The 18,428-nt window shown below is 65.5% G+C and carries 32 protein-coding genes; 31 read left to right on the forward strand and 1 reads right to left on the reverse strand.

Annotation, left to right across the window (positions count from 1 at the left end; translation table 11 throughout):
• Positions 1-17: 17 nt before the first annotated feature.
• On the forward strand, positions 18-914 hold the full coding sequence (locus tag ACWIDZ_RS11730; protein ID WP_453989256.1) for a GIN domain-containing protein: 897 nt from the start codon (positions 18-20) through the stop codon (positions 912-914).
• Between the two features lie 157 nt (positions 915-1,071).
• Here ACWIDZ_RS11730 and ACWIDZ_RS11735 read toward each other — a convergent pair whose 3' ends face one another.
• Positions 1,072-1,821, reverse strand: coding sequence for a hypothetical protein (locus ACWIDZ_RS11735; protein WP_453989257.1), 750 nt, complete (start codon positions 1,819-1,821; stop codon positions 1,072-1,074).
• 586 nt (positions 1,822-2,407) lie between these two features.
• On the opposite strand from ACWIDZ_RS11735, the gene rpsJ reads away from it, so the two are divergent.
• The 30 genes from rpsJ (at position 2,408) to ACWIDZ_RS11885 (ending at position 18,426) form a co-directional block, all read left to right on the forward strand.
• Positions 2,408-2,713: a 30S ribosomal protein S10 gene (gene rpsJ, locus ACWIDZ_RS11740; RefSeq protein WP_003164367.1), complete on the forward strand. Its 306-nt coding sequence runs from the start codon at positions 2,408-2,410 to the stop codon at positions 2,711-2,713.
• A 23-nt stretch (positions 2,714-2,736) separates the two neighbouring features.
• Positions 2,737-3,483 carry a 50S ribosomal protein L3 gene (rplC, locus tag ACWIDZ_RS11745; protein WP_453989259.1) on the forward strand — a complete coding sequence of 249 codons (747 nt, stop codon included), beginning with the start codon at positions 2,737-2,739 and terminating at the stop codon, positions 3,481-3,483.
• On the forward strand, positions 3,483-4,121 hold the full coding sequence (gene rplD, locus ACWIDZ_RS11750) for a 50S ribosomal protein L4 (RefSeq protein WP_338576111.1): 639 nt from the start codon (positions 3,483-3,485) through the stop codon (positions 4,119-4,121). The genes rplC and rplD overlap by 1 nt, the downstream gene beginning before the upstream one ends.
• Positions 4,121-4,426 (forward strand): 50S ribosomal protein L23, encoded by a 306-nt coding sequence (locus tag ACWIDZ_RS11755; RefSeq protein ID WP_003170030.1) that lies wholly within the window; start codon positions 4,121-4,123, stop codon positions 4,424-4,426. The genes rplD and ACWIDZ_RS11755 overlap by 1 nt, the downstream gene beginning before the upstream one ends.
• Before the next feature lie 4 nt (positions 4,427-4,430).
• Complete coding sequence (gene rplB, locus ACWIDZ_RS11760) at positions 4,431-5,267, forward strand: 50S ribosomal protein L2 (RefSeq protein ID WP_291781273.1); 837 nt, start codon at positions 4,431-4,433, stop codon at positions 5,265-5,267.
• A 2-nt stretch (positions 5,268-5,269) separates the two neighbouring features.
• Positions 5,270-5,548, forward strand: a complete 279-nt coding sequence (gene rpsS, locus ACWIDZ_RS11765) for a 30S ribosomal protein S19 (protein WP_003164372.1) — start codon at positions 5,270-5,272, stop codon at positions 5,546-5,548.
• A gap of 3 nt (positions 5,549-5,551) precedes the next feature.
• Entirely contained in the window at positions 5,552-5,932 is a 381-nt protein-coding gene (rplV, locus tag ACWIDZ_RS11770) for a 50S ribosomal protein L22 (RefSeq protein WP_291781280.1), read from the forward strand.
• Entirely contained in the window at positions 5,932-6,678 is a 747-nt protein-coding gene (gene rpsC, locus ACWIDZ_RS11775) for a 30S ribosomal protein S3 (RefSeq protein ID WP_003164374.1), read from the forward strand. The genes rplV and rpsC overlap by 1 nt, the downstream gene beginning before the upstream one ends.
• Before the next feature lie 6 nt (positions 6,679-6,684).
• Positions 6,685-7,122 (forward strand): 50S ribosomal protein L16, encoded by a 438-nt coding sequence (gene rplP / locus ACWIDZ_RS11780; RefSeq protein ID WP_003164375.1) that lies wholly within the window; start codon positions 6,685-6,687, stop codon positions 7,120-7,122.
• Positions 7,122-7,319: a 50S ribosomal protein L29 gene (rpmC, locus tag ACWIDZ_RS11785; RefSeq protein WP_003164376.1), complete on the forward strand. Its 198-nt coding sequence runs from the start codon at positions 7,122-7,124 to the stop codon at positions 7,317-7,319. Before rplP ends, rpmC begins: the two co-directional genes overlap by 1 nt.
• A gap of 10 nt (positions 7,320-7,329) precedes the next feature.
• Positions 7,330-7,572: a 30S ribosomal protein S17 gene (rpsQ, locus tag ACWIDZ_RS11790; protein ID WP_003164377.1), complete on the forward strand. Its 243-nt coding sequence runs from the start codon at positions 7,330-7,332 to the stop codon at positions 7,570-7,572.
• A gap of 18 nt (positions 7,573-7,590) precedes the next feature.
• Positions 7,591-7,959 carry a 50S ribosomal protein L14 gene (gene rplN / locus ACWIDZ_RS11795; protein WP_003164378.1) on the forward strand — a complete coding sequence of 123 codons (369 nt, stop codon included), beginning with the start codon at positions 7,591-7,593 and terminating at the stop codon, positions 7,957-7,959.
• A gap of 2 nt (positions 7,960-7,961) precedes the next feature.
• Entirely contained in the window at positions 7,962-8,270 is a 309-nt protein-coding gene (rplX, locus tag ACWIDZ_RS11800) for a 50S ribosomal protein L24 (protein ID WP_291781289.1), read from the forward strand.
• A complete protein-coding gene (rplE, locus tag ACWIDZ_RS11805) occupies positions 8,270-8,827 on the forward strand; it encodes a 50S ribosomal protein L5 (protein ID WP_453989260.1) in 558 nt (185 codons plus the stop codon). The genes rplX and rplE overlap by 1 nt, the downstream gene beginning before the upstream one ends.
• 19 nt (positions 8,828-8,846) lie before the next feature.
• Positions 8,847-9,152: a 30S ribosomal protein S14 gene (rpsN, locus tag ACWIDZ_RS11810; RefSeq protein WP_003170022.1), complete on the forward strand. Its 306-nt coding sequence runs from the start codon at positions 8,847-8,849 to the stop codon at positions 9,150-9,152.
• Positions 9,153-9,167: 15 nt separating this feature from the next.
• Positions 9,168-9,566 carry a 30S ribosomal protein S8 gene (rpsH, locus tag ACWIDZ_RS11815; protein WP_003170021.1) on the forward strand — a complete coding sequence of 133 codons (399 nt, stop codon included), beginning with the start codon at positions 9,168-9,170 and terminating at the stop codon, positions 9,564-9,566.
• A 1-nt stretch (position 9,567) separates the two neighbouring features.
• Entirely contained in the window at positions 9,568-10,101 is a 534-nt protein-coding gene (gene rplF / locus ACWIDZ_RS11820; protein WP_291781295.1) for a 50S ribosomal protein L6, read from the forward strand.
• A gap of 3 nt (positions 10,102-10,104) precedes the next feature.
• The gene (gene rplR / locus ACWIDZ_RS11825) at positions 10,105-10,461 is read left to right on the forward strand and encodes a 50S ribosomal protein L18 (RefSeq protein WP_291781298.1); all 357 of its coding nucleotides are present in this window, start codon (positions 10,105-10,107) and stop codon (positions 10,459-10,461) included.
• Positions 10,462-10,474: 13 nt separating this feature from the next.
• Positions 10,475-11,074, forward strand: coding sequence for a 30S ribosomal protein S5 (gene rpsE / locus ACWIDZ_RS11830; protein WP_343828948.1), 600 nt, complete (start codon positions 10,475-10,477; stop codon positions 11,072-11,074).
• Positions 11,075-11,077: 3 nt separating this feature from the next.
• Positions 11,078-11,272, forward strand: coding sequence for a 50S ribosomal protein L30 (rpmD, locus tag ACWIDZ_RS11835; RefSeq protein WP_291781306.1), 195 nt, complete (start codon positions 11,078-11,080; stop codon positions 11,270-11,272).
• A gap of 162 nt (positions 11,273-11,434) precedes the next feature.
• On the forward strand, positions 11,435-12,028 hold the full coding sequence (gene rplO, locus ACWIDZ_RS11840) for a 50S ribosomal protein L15 (RefSeq protein ID WP_452111130.1): 594 nt from the start codon (positions 11,435-11,437) through the stop codon (positions 12,026-12,028).
• Between the two features lie 159 nt (positions 12,029-12,187).
• Positions 12,188-13,564: a preprotein translocase subunit SecY gene (gene secY / locus ACWIDZ_RS11845; RefSeq protein ID WP_291781310.1), complete on the forward strand. Its 1,377-nt coding sequence runs from the start codon at positions 12,188-12,190 to the stop codon at positions 13,562-13,564.
• A 24-nt stretch (positions 13,565-13,588) separates the two neighbouring features.
• Positions 13,589-14,152, forward strand: a complete 564-nt coding sequence (locus ACWIDZ_RS11850; protein ID WP_312219354.1) for an adenylate kinase — start codon at positions 13,589-13,591, stop codon at positions 14,150-14,152.
• A 69-nt stretch (positions 14,153-14,221) separates the two neighbouring features.
• Positions 14,222-14,929 carry an energy transducer TonB gene (locus ACWIDZ_RS11855; RefSeq protein WP_453989262.1) on the forward strand — a complete coding sequence of 236 codons (708 nt, stop codon included), beginning with the start codon at positions 14,222-14,224 and terminating at the stop codon, positions 14,927-14,929.
• A 141-nt stretch (positions 14,930-15,070) separates the two neighbouring features.
• Positions 15,071-15,439, forward strand: coding sequence for a 30S ribosomal protein S13 (rpsM, locus tag ACWIDZ_RS11860; protein ID WP_003164389.1), 369 nt, complete (start codon positions 15,071-15,073; stop codon positions 15,437-15,439).
• Between the two features lie 16 nt (positions 15,440-15,455).
• A complete protein-coding gene (rpsK, locus tag ACWIDZ_RS11865; RefSeq protein WP_003164390.1) occupies positions 15,456-15,845 on the forward strand; it encodes a 30S ribosomal protein S11 in 390 nt (129 codons plus the stop codon).
• An 88-nt stretch (positions 15,846-15,933) separates the two neighbouring features.
• The gene (locus ACWIDZ_RS11870; protein ID WP_291781324.1) at positions 15,934-16,953 is read left to right on the forward strand and encodes a DNA-directed RNA polymerase subunit alpha; all 1,020 of its coding nucleotides are present in this window, start codon (positions 15,934-15,936) and stop codon (positions 16,951-16,953) included.
• Positions 16,954-17,070: 117 nt separating this feature from the next.
• Complete coding sequence (gene rplQ, locus ACWIDZ_RS11875; RefSeq protein ID WP_003164392.1) at positions 17,071-17,490, forward strand: 50S ribosomal protein L17; 420 nt, start codon at positions 17,071-17,073, stop codon at positions 17,488-17,490.
• Between the two features lie 85 nt (positions 17,491-17,575).
• Positions 17,576-17,953, forward strand: coding sequence for a DUF4180 domain-containing protein (locus ACWIDZ_RS11880; protein WP_453989263.1), 378 nt, complete (start codon positions 17,576-17,578; stop codon positions 17,951-17,953).
• Positions 17,950-18,426: a GNAT family N-acetyltransferase gene (locus tag ACWIDZ_RS11885; protein ID WP_346487465.1), complete on the forward strand. Its 477-nt coding sequence runs from the start codon at positions 17,950-17,952 to the stop codon at positions 18,424-18,426. Before ACWIDZ_RS11880 ends, ACWIDZ_RS11885 begins: the two co-directional genes overlap by 4 nt.
• Positions 18,427-18,428 lie beyond the last annotated feature (2 nt).

The raw sequence follows: 18,428 nt of genomic DNA on the forward strand, positions 1-18,428 counted from the left end.
ACAGGGAGAGCTCGCTGATGAAACCCGCTGCAATCGCCGCCGCCATGGGATCCGCATTGGCCGCGTCCGCCGTTCTGGCGGCGCCGGCCCTGGCCGACGAAGTGACCATCCGCAACGCCGTGGCGCGCGTCATCGTCATTCCGGAAGACCGTGCAGACGTCGGCGTCGAGATCACGCCGGGCTCGGCCGGCCTGCCGGAGCTGCGCCTCGAGCGTCGGGGCGGCCAGGTCCGCATCGACGGCGGTCTGGGACGCGGTCGGGGCATGAGCTTCGGCGGCGGCCAGATCGGTTCCTGCAACAGCGGTCCGGCGGACGCCCGTCAGCCGGGCGACGGGGCCACGGTCGAGGTGCGCGGCAAGGGCCGCATCCGGATGGAGGACGCGCCGCTGATCGTCCTGCGCACGCCGCGAGACGTCGACGTCAATGGGGGCGGGGCGGTGTTCGGCGCCGTCGGACGCGGCGCACGCTCGGTCGATCTGGGCACAGGCGGCTGCGGCTCCTGGACGGTCGCCAATGTCGATGGAGATGTGGAGTTGTCGGTCGGCGGCTCGGGCAGCATCCGGGCCGGCATGTCCCGCAACCTGGAAGCGGCCGTCGGCGGCTCGGGCTCCATCTACGCGGGGGCGACCGGCGCGCTGGAGGCCAATGTGGGCGGCTCGGGCAGCATTGATGTGGCCCGTGTGGACGGCGAGACCGAAATCGCCATCGGCGGGTCCGGCGGCGTGAAGGTGCGCGGCGGCAGCGCCTCGAATCTGAAGGTCTCCATCGGCGGCTCGGGCGATGTGCGCTTCGATGGGACGGCGGGCGACGTCTCGGCGGCCATCGCCGGGTCGGGCGACGTGCGCGTGGCCGAGGCGACCGGTCGGGTGTCGCGCTCGATCGTGGGATCGGGGGACCTTCGTATCGGTCGCTGACGCCGCGAAGCCCCTGAAGAAGAAGGCCCGGGAGCGTGGAACCCCCCGGGCCTTTTTCGTGCCCGGAATCCGGCAGGCCGCGCTCAAACAAAAACCCCGGCGGATCGCTCCGCCGGGGTTTCGTTGATCCGTGCGGTCCGAAGACCGCGAAGATCGCTTAGTTGCCGAACAGGGCGGCGACGCCGTTGGCCGTGCGGCCCAGGTTGGCGCCGGCTTGGTCGCGGGCTTGCAGACCGCCGCCGAAGCTGTAGCGCATGCCGATCTTGAAGACGTTGGCGTCGACGTCCAGGTCCGAGGACTTGGCGTAGTCGTAGCCGCCGAAGACCGAGTACGGCGTGTCGGCGAACTGGTACTCGGCGCCGACGCCGACCGACCAGCCGTCGACCGAGCCGCCGACGAACAGGTTGTCAGCGTTGGCGTAGGCGGCGCCGGCGTTCAGGCGCAGTTGCGGCGTGGCGTAGAAGGCGGCGTCGGCGGCCACGTTCCAGATGTCGGCGTCGTGCAGGTTGCTGTACGAAGCCACGCCCGTCAGGGTGGCGCGGTCCAGGTACTTCTGACCTTCCAGGCCGAAGGTGGTCATGGTGCCGCCCAGGGCTTCCGAAGCGCCGTAGAAGCCGCCGAAGCGCATGTCTTCGATCTTCTTCGACAGGTGCACGGCGCCGGCCAGGGTGGTTTCGTCGCCAGCGTGCTGGACGTCCGTGTAGGCGGCTTCAGCATTGAAGGTGACGGTCCAGTCGCCGAACACCGGCGAAGCGACGGTGCCGTCGATGACGCCGCGGTTCACGTCGGTGCCTTCGACGTCAGCGTAGTTGTAGGCGACGCCGACCGAGCCGATGGCGTCTTGAGCGAAGGCGGGAGCGGCGATCAGGGTCGCGGCGGCGACCGAAGCGAGAAAGACGGTTTTCATTTTCTTGTCCTTATGTACTGCCGCCGAACAAGCTCAGCCGGTCCGGCGATGGGCGAGACATAGGTCGCTGTTTGGCGCTTTGCCGTAACAAACATGTCATGTGGCAGTCACATCCGGGGCGATGTTGCCCAAAAGAGACGCATTGCGGCATAACTGCGTCAGTATGGGGCGGGTATTGCGGCGGCGCCTTTCCGTGGCGTTCATCTGGCCGCTTTCCTGCCTCAGTTCCTAACGATCAGCCCGTGTTATGCTGCGGCGAAGCGTCCGAGAGACGGCGAGAGGGCGATGAGTCGCAAACCCCGACGGGGCGGGGATTTCCGCGCTTGACGGAAACGGAATCGGAGGGCATAAGCGCCCCTCTTGTTGGACCGGCTGTGCACTTTCGGGTGCAGACGCGGTCCGCAGGAACGACCTAAGTTACTGTTCTTTGCAGCTTCTTGGGAACTTACGGCCTTCGCGGGGGACTGCGTGGGCCGCTCGTTTTTGCGGATTTGCGTTTCCTGGGGGTGAGTTTTCGTCCCGAGGCTTCGGTCTTTGAAATGGTTCACAGGGACGCGGCTCCGGCCGCATGGGAATAACAACCGATATGGATCAAAGCATCCGCATCAGGCTCAAGGCCTTCGATCATCGCGTCCTCGACTTTTCGACGCGCGAAATCGTCAACACCGCCAAGCGCACGGGCGCGACCGTTCGCGGTCCGATCCCGCTGCCGACCCTGATCGAAAAGTTCACCGTGAACCGCTCGCCGCACGTCGACAAGAAGTCGCGCGAGCAGTTTGAAATCCGCACGCACAAGCGCGTGCTCGACATTGTCGACCCCACTCCGCAGACCGTGGACGCGCTCATGAAGCTCGACCTGTCCGCCGGCGTGGACGTCGAGATCAAGATCTAAGAAAGAAAGAGGCGGGATCCGACATGCGCACGGGCGTGATCGCCAAGAAGCTGGGGATGACCCGCGTGTTCGCCGATGACGGCGCACACGTTCCGGTCACTGTGCTCCAGCTCGACGGCTGCCAAGTCGTCGGCCAACGTACCAAGGAGCGCGACGGCTACGTCGCCCTTCAGCTGGGCGCTGGCGTTAAGAAGGCCAAGAACACGGCCAAGGCTCAACGCGAAGCTTTCGCGAAGGCCGAGGTCGAGCCGAAGGCCTATGTGACCGAGTTCCGCGTGGGCGAAGACGCCCTGCTGGACGTGGGCGCCGAACTGACGGCCGACCACTTCCTCGCGGGTCAGAAGGTCGACATCCAGGGCCATACCATCGGTAAGGGCTTTGCGGGCGCCATGAAGCGCTGGAACTTTGGCGGTCTGCGCGCGTCGCACGGCGTGTCGATCTCGCACCGTTCGCACGGTTCGACCGGCCAGCGTCAGGACCCGGGCAAGGTCTTCAAGGGCAAGAAGATGGCCGGCCATCTGGGCCAGGAAGTCGTCACGACCCAGAACCTGACCGTCGTCCGCGTCGACGCCGAGCGTGGCCTGATCCTGATCAAGGGCGCTGTCCCGGGTCACGACGGCGCCTACGTCAAGATCAGCGACGCCATCAAGAAGGCCCGTCCTTCGGACGCCCCGTTCCCGGGCGCCGTGAAGTCGGTCGCTGCTCAACCCGCTTCCACGCCGGCTGAAGAAGCTCCGGCCGTTGAAGCGACCGAAGGCGGTGAAGCGTAATGAAACTCTCGGTCATCAAACTCGACGGCAAGGCTGCTGGCGACGTTGAGCTGTCGGACGCCGTCTTCGGCATCTCCGACATCCGCGGCGACCTGCTGGCCCGTTACGTCAACTGGCAGCTGGCCAAGCGCCGCGCCGGCACCCACAAGGTTCAAACCCGCAACGAGAACTCTCGTACGGGCAAGAAGATGTACAAGCAGAAGGGCACGGGCGGCGCCCGTCACGGCTCGCGTCGTGCGCCCCAGTTCGTCGGCGGTTCGCCGGCGTTCGGCCCGGTCGTTCGCGACCACGGCTTCTCGCTGCCGAAAAAGGTCCGCGCCCTGGCGCTGAAGCACGCCCTGTCGTCCAAGGTTAAGGCCGGCGACCTGGTCGTCGTCGACAGCGTCTCGGTCAAGGAAGCCAAGACGGCCTCGCTGCGCGAGACCTTCGGCAAGCTGGGCTGGACCAAGGCTCTGATCATCGCGGGTCCGGAAGTCGAAGCCAACTTCGGCCTGGCCGCGCGCAACATCCCGCACATCGACGTGCTGCCGAACGCCGGCCTGAACGTCTATGACATCCTGCGGGCGGACAAACTGGTGCTGACCAAGGCCGCCGTCGAGGCGATCGAGGCGCGCTTCGCTGAGAAGGAAGCCGCATAATGGCCGCCGCTCAACCCACCGCCAAGCACTACGACACCATCCTGGCTCCGGTGATCACCGAGAAGGCCACGATCCTGTCGGAGCAGAACAAGGTCGTCTTCCGCGTCGCCGGCACGGCGACCAAGGACGAGATCGCCGCGGCGGTCGAAAGCCTGTTCAAAGTCAACGTCCTCAAGGTCAACACCCTGGTTCAAAAGGGCAAGACCAAGCGCTTCCGGGGCATCCTCGGTCGCCGCGTGGACATCAAGAAAGCGATCGTGACGCTGGCCGACGGCCAGTCGATCGACGTCACGACGGGGCTCTAAGACCATGGCTCTGAAGCATTACAATCCGACGTCGCCGGGCCGCCGCGCCCTGGTGCTGGTCGACCGCTCCGAGCTGCACAAGGGCCGCCCGGAGAAGTCGCTGACCCAAGGCCTGACCAAGTCGGGCGGTCGTGGTCAGGGCGGTCGCATCGCTGTCCGCTTCCGCGGCGGCGGCGCCAAGACCCTGTACCGCAAGATCGACTTCAAGCGTCGCAAGTTCGACGTGGTCGGCACGGTCGAGCGTCTGGAGTACGACCCGAACCGCACCGCCTTCATCGCCCTGGTGACCTACGCCGACGGCGAGAAGACCTACATCATCGCGCCTCAGCGCCTGCACGCCGGCGACACCATCGTCGCCGGTGAAAAGGTCGACGTGAAGCCGGGCAACGCCATGCCGCTGCGCTCCATGCCGGTCGGCACCATCATCCACAACGTGGAGATGAAGCCGGGCAAGGGCGCTCAGCTGGCCCGTTCGGCCGGCGCTTACGCTCAACTGGTCGGTCGCGACCAGGGCTATGCTCAGATCCGTCTGGGCTCGGGCGAGCTTCGCATGGTTCTGGACGGCTGCATGGCCGTTGTCGGCGCCGTGTCGAACCCCGAGCACATGAACCAGAACCTGGGCAAGGCCGGCCGCAAGCGTCACATGGGCTGGCGTCCGCACGTCCGCGGCGTCGCCATGAACCCGATCGACCACCCGCACGGTGGTGGTGAAGGCCGGACCTCGGGCGGTCGTACCCCGGTTACGCCGTGGGGTAAGGACACCAAGGGTTCTCGTACCCGCAAGAACAAGGCCACGGACAAGTTCATCATCCGTAGCCGTCACGTGAAGAAGGCTCGCTAAGAATGGCCCGCTCCTCCTGGAAAGGCCCGTTTGTCGACGGGTATCTGCTCAAGAAGGCCGACGCCGCTCAATCGTCGGGCCGCAAGGACGTGATCAAGACCTGGTCGCGCCGCTCCACCATCCTGCCGCAGTTCGTCGGTCTGACGTTCGGCGTCCACAACGGCCAGAAGCATGTGCCGGTGTCGGTCTCCGAAGAAATGGTCGGCATGAAGTTCGGCGAGTTCGCCCCGACCCGGAACTTCCCGGGCCACGCGGCGGACAAGAAGGCCAAGAGGAAGTAATCCATGGCCCAGACCAAGAACCCCCGTCGCGTTGCGGCGACCGAGGCCCGCGCCAAGCTGGTCAACGTCCGCATCAGCCCGCAGAAGCTGAACCTGGTGGCCGCCTCGATCCGCGGCCTGCCGGTCCAGAAGGCTCTCAACGAGCTGGAATTCAGCCGCAAGCGCATCGCCGGCGACGTCCGCAAGGTCCTGTACTCGGCCGTCTCGAACGCCGAGAACAACCACAACCTCGACATCGACAACCTGGTCGTCGCCGAGGCCTTCGTGGGCAAGAACCTGGTGATGAAGCGTTTCGCGAGCCGTGCTCGCGGTCGTTCGTCGCGCATCCTGAAACCGTTCAGCGAAATCACCATCGTGGTTCGCGAAGCAGGTGAGGCCGCCTGATGGGTCAGAAAATCAATCCGATCGGTCTGCGTCTCGGCGTGAACCGCACGTGGGACAGCCGCTGGTTCGCTGGCGGCGCTGACTACGCCAAACTGCTCCACCAGGACCTGAAGCTGCGCACGTGGCTGAAGGAACGTCTGTCGGCTGCCGGCGTGTCGCGCATCATCATCGAGCGCCCCCACAAGAAGTGCCGCGTGACGATCTACGCCGCCCGTCCGGGTGTCGTGATCGGCAAGAAGGGCGCTGACATCGAGAAGCTCCGCAAGGACATCTCGGCCCGCACCGAAGGCGAAGTTCACCTGAACATCGTCGAGGTCCGTAAGCCGGAGACCGACGCTCAGCTGATCGCCGAGAACATCGCTCAGCAACTGGAGCGCCGTATCGCGTTCCGTCGCGCCATGAAGCGTTCGATGCAGTCGGCCATGCGCCTGGGCGCCAAGGGCGTCCGCATCAACGTCTCGGGCCGTCTGGGCGGCGCCGAAATCGCTCGTATGGAGTGGTACCGCGAAGGTCGCGTGCCGCTGCACACCCTGCGCGCCGACATCGACTACGGCTTCTACGAAGCCAAGACGACCTACGGCATCATTGGCGTGAAGGTCTGGGTGTTTAAGGGTGAAGTGCTCGAGCACGACCCGATGGCTCAGGACAAGCGCTGGGCCCAGGAAGCCTCGGGTCCGTCGTCCAACGAAGGCCGTGAGCGCGGCCCCCGCGGTGATCGCGGTCCGCGCCGTGGTCGTGAGGGCTGATAGGCCATGTTGCAACCGAAAAAGACCAAGTACCGTAAGGCCTTCAAGGGCCGCATCCACGGCTCGTCCAAGGGTGGTTTCTCGCTGAACTTCGGCTCCTACGGTCTGAAGGCCGTCGAGCCGGAGCGCATCACGGCGCGTCAGATCGAGGCGGCTCGCCGCGCGATCACCCGTCAGATGAAGCGTCAGGGCCGCGTCTGGATCCGTATCTTCCCCGACGTGCCGGTTTCCGGCAAGCCGGCCGAAGTGCGGATGGGTAAGGGCAAGGGCGCGGTGGACCATTGGGCCGCTCGCGTGGCCCCGGGCCGCATCATGTTCGAAATCGACGGCGTGCCGGACGACGTGGCTCGTGAAGCGCTGCGCCTCGGCGCCGCCAAGCTGCCGATCCGCACCAAGGTGGTCACCCGCCTGGACGCCGGCATCGTTACGGAGCAAGCCGCCTAATGACCAAGATCGCCGATCTCCGGTCGCAAACCGTCGACCAACTGTCCGACGAGCTGCTGAAGCTCAAGAAGGAACAGTTCAACCTGCGCTTCCAGGCCGCCACCGGCCAGATGGAAAAGACCCACCGGGTCTCGGAAGTGCGCAAGGACATCGCTCGCATCTCGACGCTTCTGCGCGAGAAGCGTGCGGCCTCGTAAGGAAACACCGATGCCCAAACGCATTCTTGAAGGCGTGGTCGTCTCCGACAAGGGCGACAAGACCGTCGTCGTGAAGGTCGAGCGCACCCTGCTGCACCCGCTGCTCCGCAAGACGGTTCGTAAGTCCAAGAACTACCACGCTCACGATGAGGCCAACGCCCTCAAAGTCGGCGACATCGCGCGCATCATCGAATGCGCCCCCAAGTCCAAGCTGAAGCGCTGGGAAATCATTTCCCCGTCTTCGGCTTCGTAAGAAGAAGGATCGGATCCCATGATCCAGATGCAAACTAACCTGGAGGTCGCCGATAACTCGGGCGCTCGCCGGGTCATGTGCATCAAGGTGTTGGGCGGCTCCAAGCGCCGCTACGCCTCGATCGGCGACACCATCGTCGCCTCGGTGAAGGAAGCGATTCCGCGCGGCCGCGTGAAGAAGGGCGACGTCGTTCGCGCCATCGTCGTGCGCACCGCCAAGGACATCCAGCGCAAGGACGGCTCTGTCATCCGTTTCGACAAGTCGGCCGCCGTCATCGTCAACAAGCAGAACGAGCCTGTCGGCACCCGTATCTTCGGCCCGGTTCCGCGCGAGCTGCGCGCCAAGAACCACATGAAGATCATCTCGCTGGCTCCGGAGGTTCTGTAACCATGGCCGCCAAGATCAAGAAGGGCGACAACGTCGTCGTCCTGACCGGCAAGGACAAGGGCCGCACCGGCCAGGTGCTGCAGGTCCTGCCGACCGAGAACCGCGTCGTCGTGCAAGGCGTCAACATGGTCCAGCGCCACACGCGCCCGACCCAGGCTGACCCGCAAGGCGGCATCAAGCACAAGGAAGCCTCGCTTCACCTGTCGAACGTCGCCATCGTCGACGCCAACGGCAAGGCGACCCGCGTGGGCTTCAAGGTCGAGGGGGACAAGAAGGTCCGCTTCGCCAAGTCGACGGGAGACGTCATCTGATGGCCGACACCAAGTATACGCCGCGTCTCAAGACCGACTATCAGGACCGCATCCGTAGCGTCCTGAAGGAAAAGTTCGGCTACACGAACGAGATGCAGATCCCCAAGCTGGACAAGATCGTCCTGAACATGGGCATCGGCGAAGCTGTGGCGGACTCCAAGAAGGCCAACGCGGCCCTCAAGGACCTGACGGCCATCGCCGGCCAGAAGGCCGTGCCGACCAAGGCTCGTAACTCCATCGCCGGCTTCAAGCTGCGCGAAGGCATGGTCATCGGCGGCAAGGTCACGCTGCGCGGCGCCCAGATGTACGAGTTCCTGGACCGTTTCATCACGATCGCTCTGCCGCGCGTGAAGGACTTCCGGGGCCTGAAGGGCACTTCGTTCGACGGTCGCGGCAACTACGCCACGGGTCTGAAGGAGCACATCGTGTTCCCGGAGATCAACTACGACCAGATCGACCAGATGTGGGGCATGGACATCGTTGTCTGCACCACGGCCAAGACCGATGAGGAAGCCAAGGCTCTCCTCACCGAGTTCAAGTTCCCGTTCGTGAACTGAGCGGGAAGGGAAGAGAACAATGGCTAAGAAAAGCGCCGTAAACCGCAACGAAGCCGTCAAGGCCCTGGTTGCGAAGTATGCCGCGAAGCGGGACGCCCTGAAGGCTATCGCCAACGACGAGAGCCTGCCGCTTGAGGAGCGCTTCGATGCGCGCCTGAAGCTGGCGGCCCTGCCGCGCAACTCGGCTCCGAGCCGTATTCGCAACCGTTGCGAAGTGACGGGTCGTCCGCGGGCTTATTACCGCAAGCTCAAGATGAGCCGTGTCGCCCTGCGCGAGCTGGGCAACATGGGTCAGATCCCCGGCCTGACGAAGTCGAGCTGGTAAGGGGAGCGAACAGACATGATGATCAACGATCCCCTGAGCGACATGATCGCTCGCATCAAGAACGCGGCCACCCGCAAGCGTTCTTCGGTGCTCACCCCGGCTTCCCGCCTGCGTCAGCGCGTCCTGGACGTGCTGCAGGACGAGGGCTACATCCGCGGCTACTCGCTGGTTCAAAACCCCGGTGAGTTCCCGCAGTTCGAGATCGAGCTGAAGTACTTCGACGGCCAGCCGGTGATCGCCGAGATCGCCCGCGTGTCGAAGCCCGGCCGCCGCGTCTATTCGGCCATCGGCGATCTGAAGCCGGTCAAGAACGGCCTCGGCATCTCGATCCTTTCGACTTCGAAGGGCGTCATGTCCGACGCCGCCGCCCGCGACGCTAACGTCGGCGGCGAAGTCCTCTGCAGGGTCTACTGATATGTCTCGTATCGGCAAGAAAACCATCGCCGTGCCGAAAGGCGTGACTGTCACGCTCAACGGCCAGGCCATCACCGTGAAGGGTCCGAAGGGCGAACGCTCCTGGACCGTCGCCGACGAGATCGAAGTCACGCAGGAAGGCGACGAACTGTCGCTGACCCCGCGTTCGGACTCGCAGCGCGCCAAGGCCATGTGGGGCCTGTCGCGCACCCTGGTCGCCAACATGGTGACCGGCGTGACCGAAGGCTTCGAGAAGACCCTGGAACTGGTCGGCGTCGGCTACCGCGCCGCCCTGAAGGGCAAGGATCTCTCGCTGCAGCTCGGCTTCTCGCACGACGTGGACATCGTTCCGCCCGAAGGCATCACCTTCGCCGTGCCGAAGCAGACCGAGATCAAGATCTCGGGCAACGACAAGCAGGTTGTGGGCGAAATCGCCGCCGTCATCCGCAAGATGCGTCCGCCGGAACCCTATAAGGGCAAGGGCGTGCGCTATCAGGGCGAATTCGTCCGGCGCAAGGAAGGCAAGAAGAAGTAAGTCATGGCTCTCTCTCTTCAACAACAAGCCAAGCGCCGCGCCGAGCGCACTCGCCGTCGCCTGAAGGCTGTCGCCAACGGTCGTCTGCGTCTGTCGGTCTTCCGTTCGGACAAGAACATCTCGGCTCAGATCATCGACGATGCCCAGGGCATCACGGTGGCCGCCGCCTCGTCGCTGGAAGGCGGCAAGGGTTCCAAGGGTTCGGACGTCGCAGCCGCCGCCAAGATCGGCAAGCTGATCGCCGAGCGCGCCATCGAGAAGGGCGTCACCGACGTCGTCTTCGACCGTGGCGGCTACATCTATCACGGCCGGGTCAAGGCGCTGGCGGAAGCCGCGCGCGAAGCCGGCCTGAACTTCTAAGGGAACGGCAAGCATGGCTCGTGAACCCCAACGCGGCGGCGGCGACCGCAACCGTCGCGACAACCGCAACGCTCCCGTTGAAGGTCCGGATTCGGACATCATCGAGAAGCTGGTGCACATCAACCGCGTCGCCGCCACCGTCAAAGGCGGCCGCCGGTTCTCGTTCGCGGCCCTGATGGTCGTCGGCGACGGCAAGGGCCGCGTCGGCTTCGGTCATGGCAAGGCGCGCGAAGTGCCGGAAGCCATCCGCAAGGCGACCGAAGAAGCCAAGAAGACCATGATCAAGGTTCCGCTGCGCGAGAACCGCACCCTGCATCACGACGGCGCCGGCCGTTGGGGCGCCGGCAAGATCATGATGCGTGCGGCGCCTCCGGGCACCGGCGTCATCGCGGGCGGTCCGATGCGTGCGGTCCTCGAAACCCTCGGCGTCCAGGACGTCGTGGGCAAGTCGACCGGCTCGTCGAACCCCTACAACATGATCCGCGCCACCTTCGAAGCTCTGAAGGTCCAGTCGTCGCCGCGCCAGATCGCCTCCAAGCGGGGCAAGAAGGTGTCCGACCTGATGGGCCGCCGCAATGACGGCGCTTCGGCGCCGGAAGCCGTGGAGGGCTGATAGATGGCCAAGACCGAAAAGAAGACCGTGACCGTCCGTCAGACGGCGAGCCCGATCCGCCGCAAGTCGGATCAGCGCGCCACCCTGGTGGGCCTGGGTCTCAACCAGATCGGCCGTGAGTCGACCCTGGAAGACACCCCCTCCGTCCGTGGGATGATCGCCAAGGTCGCCCACATGGTGGAAGTGGTCGAGAAGTAAGACGGTTCGCCCTCTCCCGTTCGCGGGGGAGGGCGTTTCGCTTTATGAAGAAGCATCTTGCGATGCTGACGCGGGTCGCTTAATCAGCGGCCCTTCAATTTTTCCAACGCCGAGTCAGGTCCGCCTGTCGAACCTGGCGCTAGAACCCGAAAGGATCAGGCAATGAAGCTGAACGAAATCCGTGACAACGAAGGCGCCTCCAAGAAGCGTATGCGCGTCGGCCGCGGCCCAGGCTCGGGCAAGGGCAAGACCGCCGGTCGCGGCGTCAAGGGTCAGAAGTCGCGTTCGGGCGTCGCCATCGGCGGCTTCGAAGGCGGCCAGATGCCGCTGTACATGCGTATGCCGAAGCGCGGCTTCAACGTGCCGAACGCGCCGAAGCTGGCTGAAGTCAACCTGTGGCGCCTGCAAGAGGCCATCGACGCCGGCAAGCTGGACGCCAAGGCCGAGATCAACGGCGCGGCCCTGGTCGCCGCCGGCGTGATCCGTCGCGTCAAGGACGGCGTGCGCGTCCTGGGCGAAGGCGAACTGAAGGCCAAGCTGAACCTGGTCGTGTGGTCGGCCTCGTCGGGCGCCATCAAGGCGGTCGAAGCCGCCGGCGGTTCGGTGACGCAACAGCGCATCGAAGCCGAAGCCAAGGCTGCGGCTCGCCTCGAGAAGCGCAACGCCGCTCGCGGCAAGGCGCCGGCTCCGAAGGCTCCGCTGGGCGACGCCAACAAGATCTCGGCTCGCGCCAAGCGCACCGCCGCCAAGGCCTAAAATCCGATATCGTCATCCCGTCGGGGGCGTGGTTTCACGTCTCCGCCGGGATCGTCCGGACCGGGATGACGATTTTCCGAAAGCGGCCCTCGCAAGAGCGCCGCTTTCCGCCTATCTGACGACGGGCATGAAAATGGTGACCGTCTGGGGGACCGCCTGATGGCTTCGGCCGCTGAACAACTTGCTGCCAATATGAACATAGGCTCGTTCGCCAAGGCGACCGAGCTGCACAAACGCCTGCTGTTCACGCTCGGCGCGCTGCTGGTCTACCGGATCGGCACCTATGTTCCGATCCCCGGGATCAACGGCGAGGCCTTCCTGGCCTTCTTCCAGAATCCGGACGGCCAACGCGGCATCCTGGACATGTTCAACATGTTCTCGGGCGGCGCCGTCGAGCGCATGGCCGTGTTCGCGCTGAACGTCATGCCCTACATCTCGGCCTCGATCATCGTCCAGCTGATGGGCGCGGTGTATCCGCCGTGGGAGAAACTGAAGAAGGAAGGCGGCGAGTCGGGCCGCAAGCAGCTGAACCAGTACACCCGCTATCTGACGGTGTTCCTGGCCCTGGCGCAGTCCTTCGGCATCGCGGTGGGCCTGAACGCCCAGCCGGGTCTGATCGACCAGCCCGGTCTGTTCTTCATCATTTCGACGGTCACCGTCCTGACCGGCGGCACCATGTTCCTGATGTGGCTGGGCGAGCAGGTGACGGCGCGCGGTGTCGGCAACGGCATCTCCCTGATCATCTTCGCGGGCATCGTGGCGGTCCTGCCGTCGACGGTGGCGCGTATGCTGGGCCTGGCCCAGCAGGGTCAGATGTCGGCCTTCACCCTGTTCGGCATCGCCATCATGGCGGTGGCGGTCATCGTCTTCATCGTCTTCATGGAGCGCGCCCAGCGCCGCCTTCTGATCCAGTATCCGAAGCGCCAGGAAGGCAACCGCATGACCGGCGGCGAGCGCAGCTTCCTGCCGCTGAAGGTCAACACCGCGGGCGTGATCCCGGCCATCTTCGCCTCGTCGCTGCTAATGCTGCCGACGACGGTGGCCCAGTTCACCGCCAATGCGAACCTGCCGGACTGGATGAGCTGGCTGCCCTTGGTGACTGCTCAGCTGACCCACGGCCAGCCGGTGTTCATGATCTTGTACGCCGTCCTGATCGTCTTCTTCTGCTTCTTCTACACCTCGATCACCTTCAACCCCGAGGATACGGCCGAGAACCTGCGCAAATACGGCGGCTTCCTGCCGGGCATCCGCCCGGGCAAGCGGACGGCCGAGTATCTGGACTATGTCCTGACGCGCCTGACGGTGATCGGCGCCGCCTACATCACCGCCGTCTGCCTGCTGCCGGAGTTCCTGGTCAGCAGCCTGGGCAACAGCCTGTACTTTGGCGGAACGTCTATCTTGATCGTGGTCTCGGTGACGATGGACACTGTCGCCCAGATCCAGTCGCACCTGCTGGCGCACCAGTACGAGGGGCTGATCAAGAAGGCCAAGTTGCGCGGTCGTGGCCGGGGCGGTTCCGCTCCTGTCCGTCGCTGATCGGGTAGGGGGCCCGAAGACATAATGAACCTGATCCTGTTCGGGCCGCCTGCGGCCGGCAAGGGCACCCAGGCCAAGCGGCTGGTCGAGGAGCGGGGCATGGTCCAGCTCTCGACCGGCGACATGCTGCGCGCGGCGATCGCTTCGGGCTCCGAGCTGGGGCTGAAGGTCAAGGACGTGCTGGCGCGCGGCGACCTCGTCACCGACGAGATCGTCATCGCCCTGATCGAAGCTCGTCTGCCGGAGGCCGAGGCCGCCGGCGGGGCCATCTTCGACGGCTTCCCCCGCACGGTGGCCCAGGCCGAGGCCCTGGACGCCATGCTGGCCAAGCGCGGCGCCAAGATCGACAGTGTCATCCGCCTGAAGGTGGACGACGCGGCCCTGACCGATCGGATCGGCAAGCGCTTCGCCGAGCAGGGGCGGCCTGACGACAACCCCGAGACCTTCAAGGACCGGCTGGCCGTCTACAATCGCCAGACCGCGCCGCTGCTTCCCTATTATGAAGGGCAGGGCAAGCTGACCGAGGTCGACGGCATGGGCGATATCGCCGCCGTGGCCGCCGCGATCGACACGGCGCTGGACGCCTGATCCGGCGCGCGGTCTGATCCCCTCGCCTTCTGAAGCGTTAGCGTTCGGGAGCCTGTGCGGGAGAGACGGTTGCGGCCGACACGTATGAAGCAATGGCGCTGGGGCGCGGGGGGGCTGGTGGTCCTTCTGCACCTCGGCGCCTTTGTGCTTTTGGGCGTGGGTCGTCCGGAGCCGCCCCTGGTCACGGCTCTGCCGCCGATACTGGTCGATCTGGTTCCCCCGCCGCCGATCCCGCCGCCGCCCCCGCCGCCCAGCGCGCCGGCGGCGTCGCAGGGCGGGGGGGCGCCCGCCGCGCCGTCCGTCGTTCGGCCGCCACCCCCGCGTCCGGCGCCGCCGAGGCCGGAAATCGTCGCGCCCGCGCGGCCCGCGCCCGAACAGCCCCTGATCATCGGCGTCGCGCCGGAGCCTGGTCCGACGCCAGGCCCTGGTCAGGGCGGGCAGGGGACGGGCAGCGGCGGGGGCAGCGGTTCCGGCGTCGGTCCTGGCGTCGGCGACGGCCCTCCGCGCATCATCCGGGGGCCTACGGTCGGCGAACTGCGGACCCTGCACCCGCGCGAGGCCTTCCGTCGGCGCATGGGCGGGCGGGCGACCCTGGCCTGCCGCGTGCGGCTGGACACCACTCTGAGCGATTGCCGCCTGGTGGACGAAACGCCGCCCGGGATGGGATTCGGCGAGGCGGCTCTTGCGGCCGCTCGATATTTCCGCTTTCGTCCTCCGACGCAGAACGGAGCGCCGATTGATGGTCGAGAGGTCCGGGTGGGGGTCGAATGGCCCTGAGCCAGCCTGCTCACGGCGCTTGCCCGTTGACGCATCGGGAATCCCCTGTATAAGGGCGGCCTTCCGCGAAGGGCGTACACGCTCCTGGTCTGTTGACCGGAGCGATTTCTGCGTCTGATTAACGCGTACTTGGAGAATTTCGTGGCCCGTATCGCAGGCGTCAACATTCCGACCAACAAGCGCGTTGAAATCGCGCTTCAGTACATCCACGGCATTGGCGCGCACAACGCCAAGGAGATCACGGCCAAGATCGGCATCGAGCCGGCTCGCCGCGTGAACCAGCTGACCGACGCGGAGATCCTGCAGATCCGCGAAACCATCGACCGCGACTACACCGTCGAAGGCGACCTGCGCCGCGAGACGTCGATGAACATCAAGCGTCTGATGGACCTGGCCTGCTACCGCGGCCTGCGTCACCGCAAGGGCCTGCCGGTCCGCGGCCAGCGCACCCACACCAACGCTCGCACCCGCAAGGGTCCGGCCAAGCCGATCGCCGGCAAGAAGAAGTAAGAGAGAGGCCTGACCGATGGCTAAGGAACCGGGTCGCGTTAAGCGCCGCGAACGCAAGAACATCACCTCGGGCGTGGCCCACGTGAATGCTTCGTTCAACAACACCATGGTGACCATCACCGACGCTCAAGGGAACGCGATTTCCTGGTCGTCGGCCGGCCACATGGGCTTCAAGGGCTCGCGCAAGTCGACGCCGTACGCCGCTCAGATGGCTGCGGAAGACGCCGGCAAGAAGGCCGCCGAGCACGGCGTCAAGACGCTGGAAGTGAACGTCTCGGGTCCGGGTTCGGGCCGTGAGTCGGCCCTGCGCGCCCTGCAGGCTGTCGGCATGACGATCACGACCATCCGCGACGTGACGCCGATGCCGCACAACGGCTGCCGTCCGCCGAAGCGCCGTCGCGTCTAAGGTTCACGCCGCCTACCCCTTCTCCCGACGGCTCCTGTTGTTCTGAACGTGAGAACACGGAGTCGTCGAAACCCGTTCGAGGGACTTTATGATCGAAAGAAACTGGCAAGAGCTGATCCGTCCCGAGAAACCGCAAGTCGAGGGCGGGTCTGACCCGCAGCACAAGGCGCGTCTGATCGCCGAGCCTCTCGAGCGCGGTTTCGGTGTGACGCTCGGCAACGCGCTTCGTCGCGTTCTGCTGTCTTCGCTTCAAGGCGCGGCGGTCACGGCCATTCAGATCGACGGCGTGGTGCACGAGTTCTCGTCGCTGGAAGGCGTTCGCGAGGACGTCGTCGACATCGTTCTGAACATCAAGCAACTGGCCCTGCGCATGCACGCGGAAGGTCCGAAGCGGATGACCCTGCGCGCCACGGGCCCCGGCCCGGTGACCGCAGCCCAGATCGACCTGCCGGCCGACATCGAGGTGCTGAATCCGGATCACGTGATCTGCACCCTGGATGACGGCGCTTCGGTTCGCATGGAGCTGACGGTGCAGAACGGCAAGGGCTACGTCGCCGCCGAACTGAACCGCCCGGAAGACGCCCCGATCGGCCTGATCGCCGTCGACGCCCTGTATTCGCCGGTGAAGCGCGTCGCCTATCGCGTCGAGCCGACCCGTCAGGGCCAGTCGCTGGACTACGACAAGCTGATCCTGGAAGTCGAAACCAACGGCGCGGTCTCGCCGGTTGACGCCGTGGCCTACGCCGCGCGCATCCTGCAAGACCAGCTGCAGATCTTCATCACCTTCGATGAGCCGACCAAGGCTGTCGAGCAGTCGGACGGCAAGCCCGAACTGCCCTTCAACCCGGCCCTGCTGAAGAAGGTGGACGAGCTGGAGCTGTCGGTCCGTTCGGCCAACTGCCTGAAGAACGACAACATCGTCTACATCGGCGACCTGATCCAGAAGACCGAGGGCGAAATGCTTCGCACCCCGAACTTCGGCCGCAAGTCGCTGAACGAAATCAAGGAAGTTCTGGCGTCCATGGGACTGAGCCTCGGCATGGATGTGCCGAACTGGCCGCCGGAGAACATCGAAGATCTGGCCAAGAAGTTCGACGACCAGATCTGATCATCAACCCCTCCGCCCAGGTCCCGCGTGGATCGGTTGGGGCGGTAAGAATGAGAGGCCCCAGGTCTCGTCCGCCAAGTAGGGACGAGAAACCAGGGTCGAGTAGGAGAGACCCCGATGCGCCACGGCGCCGCCTATCGTAAGCTCGGCCGTACGGTCAGCCACCGCCAGGCCATGTTCGCCAACATGGCCGCCTCGCTGATCAAGCACGAGCAGATCACGACCACCCTGCCGAAGGCGAAGGAACTGCGTCCCTTCGTCGAGAAGCTGGTCACCCTCGCCAAGAAGGGCGACCTGCACGCTCGTCGTCAGGCCATCAGCGCCGTTCGCGACGTGCCGCAAGTCGGCAAGCTGTTCGACACGCTGGCTCCGCGTTACGCCGAGCGTAACGGCGGCTACATCCGCATCATGAAGGCGGGCTTCCGTCACGGCGACAACGCCGCGATGGCCGTCATCGAGTTCGTCGATCGCGACGTGGCCGCCAAGGGCCAGGACTCCGGTCCGGTCTTCGCCATCGAGGGCGACGACGAAGCCTGATTTCGGCTTCACCGACTGTATTGAGAGGGCGGCTGGAGCAATCCCGCCGCCCTTTTTCTTCGCAAGCCGCTGAAGGGAGGGCTCGATGACCCGCGTGGAGACCTGGAACGGGCTCGTCGTGGCCGTGTGTGAGCCGGACGGCGCCCTGCTGGCGGGCCTGGCCGACATCAATGACTTCCTGTCGCTGGCTTTCGAAGCGAACGCCGATTGGCTGGCCATGCCGGTAACGCGTCTGGGCGAGGACTTCCTGCGTCTTCGCAGCCGGTTGGCGGGCGAGACCACGCAGAAGTTTGTCAACTACCGGGTCGGCCTGGCGATTATCGGCGATATCAGCGCCGAGGCGGCCGGATCCGAGGCGCTGACGGACTATGTGAGGGAGTGCAACCGAGGCCGATCCGTATGGTTTCTGCCCGATCTGACGGCCTTGAAGTTGAAGCTCGAAACGGGACGGAGCGAGGCATGAGCACCCACGGGATACGGGCTTTCGATCCGTCGGCGGCGGCGGACAGCGCAGCCTGGCGGTCGCTTAACGAAGCCTGGCTGGCCGAGGGCGGCTTCGCTATCGAGGCCAAGGACCGCAAGGTGCTGGACGACCCGCAGGGGCAGATCCTGGCGCAGGGCGGCCGCATCTTCTTCATTCAGCGCGGCGACGATGTCGTGGGCTGTTGCGCCCTGATGGCCATGGACGACGGCGGCTTCGAGGTCGCCAAGATGACGATTGCGCCGACTGCGCGCGGCCAAGGGCTGTCGCGGCGGCTGCTGGAGGTCTGTGAGGCCGCCGCGCGCGAGGCGGGCGCGCCGCGTCTCTATCTGGAGACCAGTTCGACGCTAGGGCCGGCGCTGGCGCTTTATGACAGCTTCGGCTTCGTGCGCCTGCCGCCGCGCGAGACGCCCTATGTCCGGGCCGATGTCTTCATGGAGAAGGCGCTGGTCTGATC

Source organism: Brevundimonas sp. NPDC055311 (genome assembly GCF_053645695.1).

Bases quoted from the DNA above. Each gene is read 5' to 3' on its own strand.
- ACWIDZ_RS11730 (WP_453989256.1), top strand. From the start codon at position 18: ATGAAACCCGCTGCAATCGCCGCCGCCATGGGATCCGCATTGGCCGCG.
- ACWIDZ_RS11735 (WP_453989257.1), bottom strand. From the start codon at position 1,821: ATGAAAACCGTCTTTCTCGCTTCGGTCGCCGCCGCGACCCTGATCGCC.
- rpsJ (WP_003164367.1), top strand. From the start codon at position 2,408: ATGGATCAAAGCATCCGCATCAGGCTCAAGGCCTTCGATCATCGCGTC.
- rplC (WP_453989259.1), top strand. From the start codon at position 2,737: ATGCGCACGGGCGTGATCGCCAAGAAGCTGGGGATGACCCGCGTGTTC.
- rplD (WP_338576111.1), top strand. From the start codon at position 3,483: ATGAAACTCTCGGTCATCAAACTCGACGGCAAGGCTGCTGGCGACGTT.
- ACWIDZ_RS11755 (WP_003170030.1), top strand. From the start codon at position 4,121: ATGGCCGCCGCTCAACCCACCGCCAAGCACTACGACACCATCCTGGCT.
- rplB (WP_291781273.1), top strand. From the start codon at position 4,431: ATGGCTCTGAAGCATTACAATCCGACGTCGCCGGGCCGCCGCGCCCTG.
- rpsS (WP_003164372.1), top strand. From the start codon at position 5,270: ATGGCCCGCTCCTCCTGGAAAGGCCCGTTTGTCGACGGGTATCTGCTC.
- rplV (WP_291781280.1), top strand. From the start codon at position 5,552: ATGGCCCAGACCAAGAACCCCCGTCGCGTTGCGGCGACCGAGGCCCGC.
- rpsC (WP_003164374.1), top strand. From the start codon at position 5,932: ATGGGTCAGAAAATCAATCCGATCGGTCTGCGTCTCGGCGTGAACCGC.
- rplP (WP_003164375.1), top strand. From the start codon at position 6,685: ATGTTGCAACCGAAAAAGACCAAGTACCGTAAGGCCTTCAAGGGCCGC.
- rpmC (WP_003164376.1), top strand. From the start codon at position 7,122: ATGACCAAGATCGCCGATCTCCGGTCGCAAACCGTCGACCAACTGTCC.
- rpsQ (WP_003164377.1), top strand. From the start codon at position 7,330: ATGCCCAAACGCATTCTTGAAGGCGTGGTCGTCTCCGACAAGGGCGAC.
- rplN (WP_003164378.1), top strand. From the start codon at position 7,591: ATGATCCAGATGCAAACTAACCTGGAGGTCGCCGATAACTCGGGCGCT.
- rplX (WP_291781289.1), top strand. From the start codon at position 7,962: ATGGCCGCCAAGATCAAGAAGGGCGACAACGTCGTCGTCCTGACCGGC.
- rplE (WP_453989260.1), top strand. From the start codon at position 8,270: ATGGCCGACACCAAGTATACGCCGCGTCTCAAGACCGACTATCAGGAC.
- rpsN (WP_003170022.1), top strand. From the start codon at position 8,847: ATGGCTAAGAAAAGCGCCGTAAACCGCAACGAAGCCGTCAAGGCCCTG.
- rpsH (WP_003170021.1), top strand. From the start codon at position 9,168: ATGATGATCAACGATCCCCTGAGCGACATGATCGCTCGCATCAAGAAC.
- rplF (WP_291781295.1), top strand. From the start codon at position 9,568: ATGTCTCGTATCGGCAAGAAAACCATCGCCGTGCCGAAAGGCGTGACT.
- rplR (WP_291781298.1), top strand. From the start codon at position 10,105: ATGGCTCTCTCTCTTCAACAACAAGCCAAGCGCCGCGCCGAGCGCACT.
- rpsE (WP_343828948.1), top strand. From the start codon at position 10,475: ATGGCTCGTGAACCCCAACGCGGCGGCGGCGACCGCAACCGTCGCGAC.
- rpmD (WP_291781306.1), top strand. From the start codon at position 11,078: ATGGCCAAGACCGAAAAGAAGACCGTGACCGTCCGTCAGACGGCGAGC.
- rplO (WP_452111130.1), top strand. From the start codon at position 11,435: ATGAAGCTGAACGAAATCCGTGACAACGAAGGCGCCTCCAAGAAGCGT.
- secY (WP_291781310.1), top strand. From the start codon at position 12,188: ATGGCTTCGGCCGCTGAACAACTTGCTGCCAATATGAACATAGGCTCG.
- ACWIDZ_RS11850 (WP_312219354.1), top strand. From the start codon at position 13,589: ATGAACCTGATCCTGTTCGGGCCGCCTGCGGCCGGCAAGGGCACCCAG.
- rpsK (WP_003164390.1), top strand. From the start codon at position 15,456: ATGGCTAAGGAACCGGGTCGCGTTAAGCGCCGCGAACGCAAGAACATC.
- ACWIDZ_RS11870 (WP_291781324.1), top strand. From the start codon at position 15,934: ATGATCGAAAGAAACTGGCAAGAGCTGATCCGTCCCGAGAAACCGCAA.
- rplQ (WP_003164392.1), top strand. From the start codon at position 17,071: ATGCGCCACGGCGCCGCCTATCGTAAGCTCGGCCGTACGGTCAGCCAC.
- ACWIDZ_RS11880 (WP_453989263.1), top strand. From the start codon at position 17,576: ATGACCCGCGTGGAGACCTGGAACGGGCTCGTCGTGGCCGTGTGTGAG.
- ACWIDZ_RS11885 (WP_346487465.1), top strand. From the start codon at position 17,950: ATGAGCACCCACGGGATACGGGCTTTCGATCCGTCGGCGGCGGCGGAC.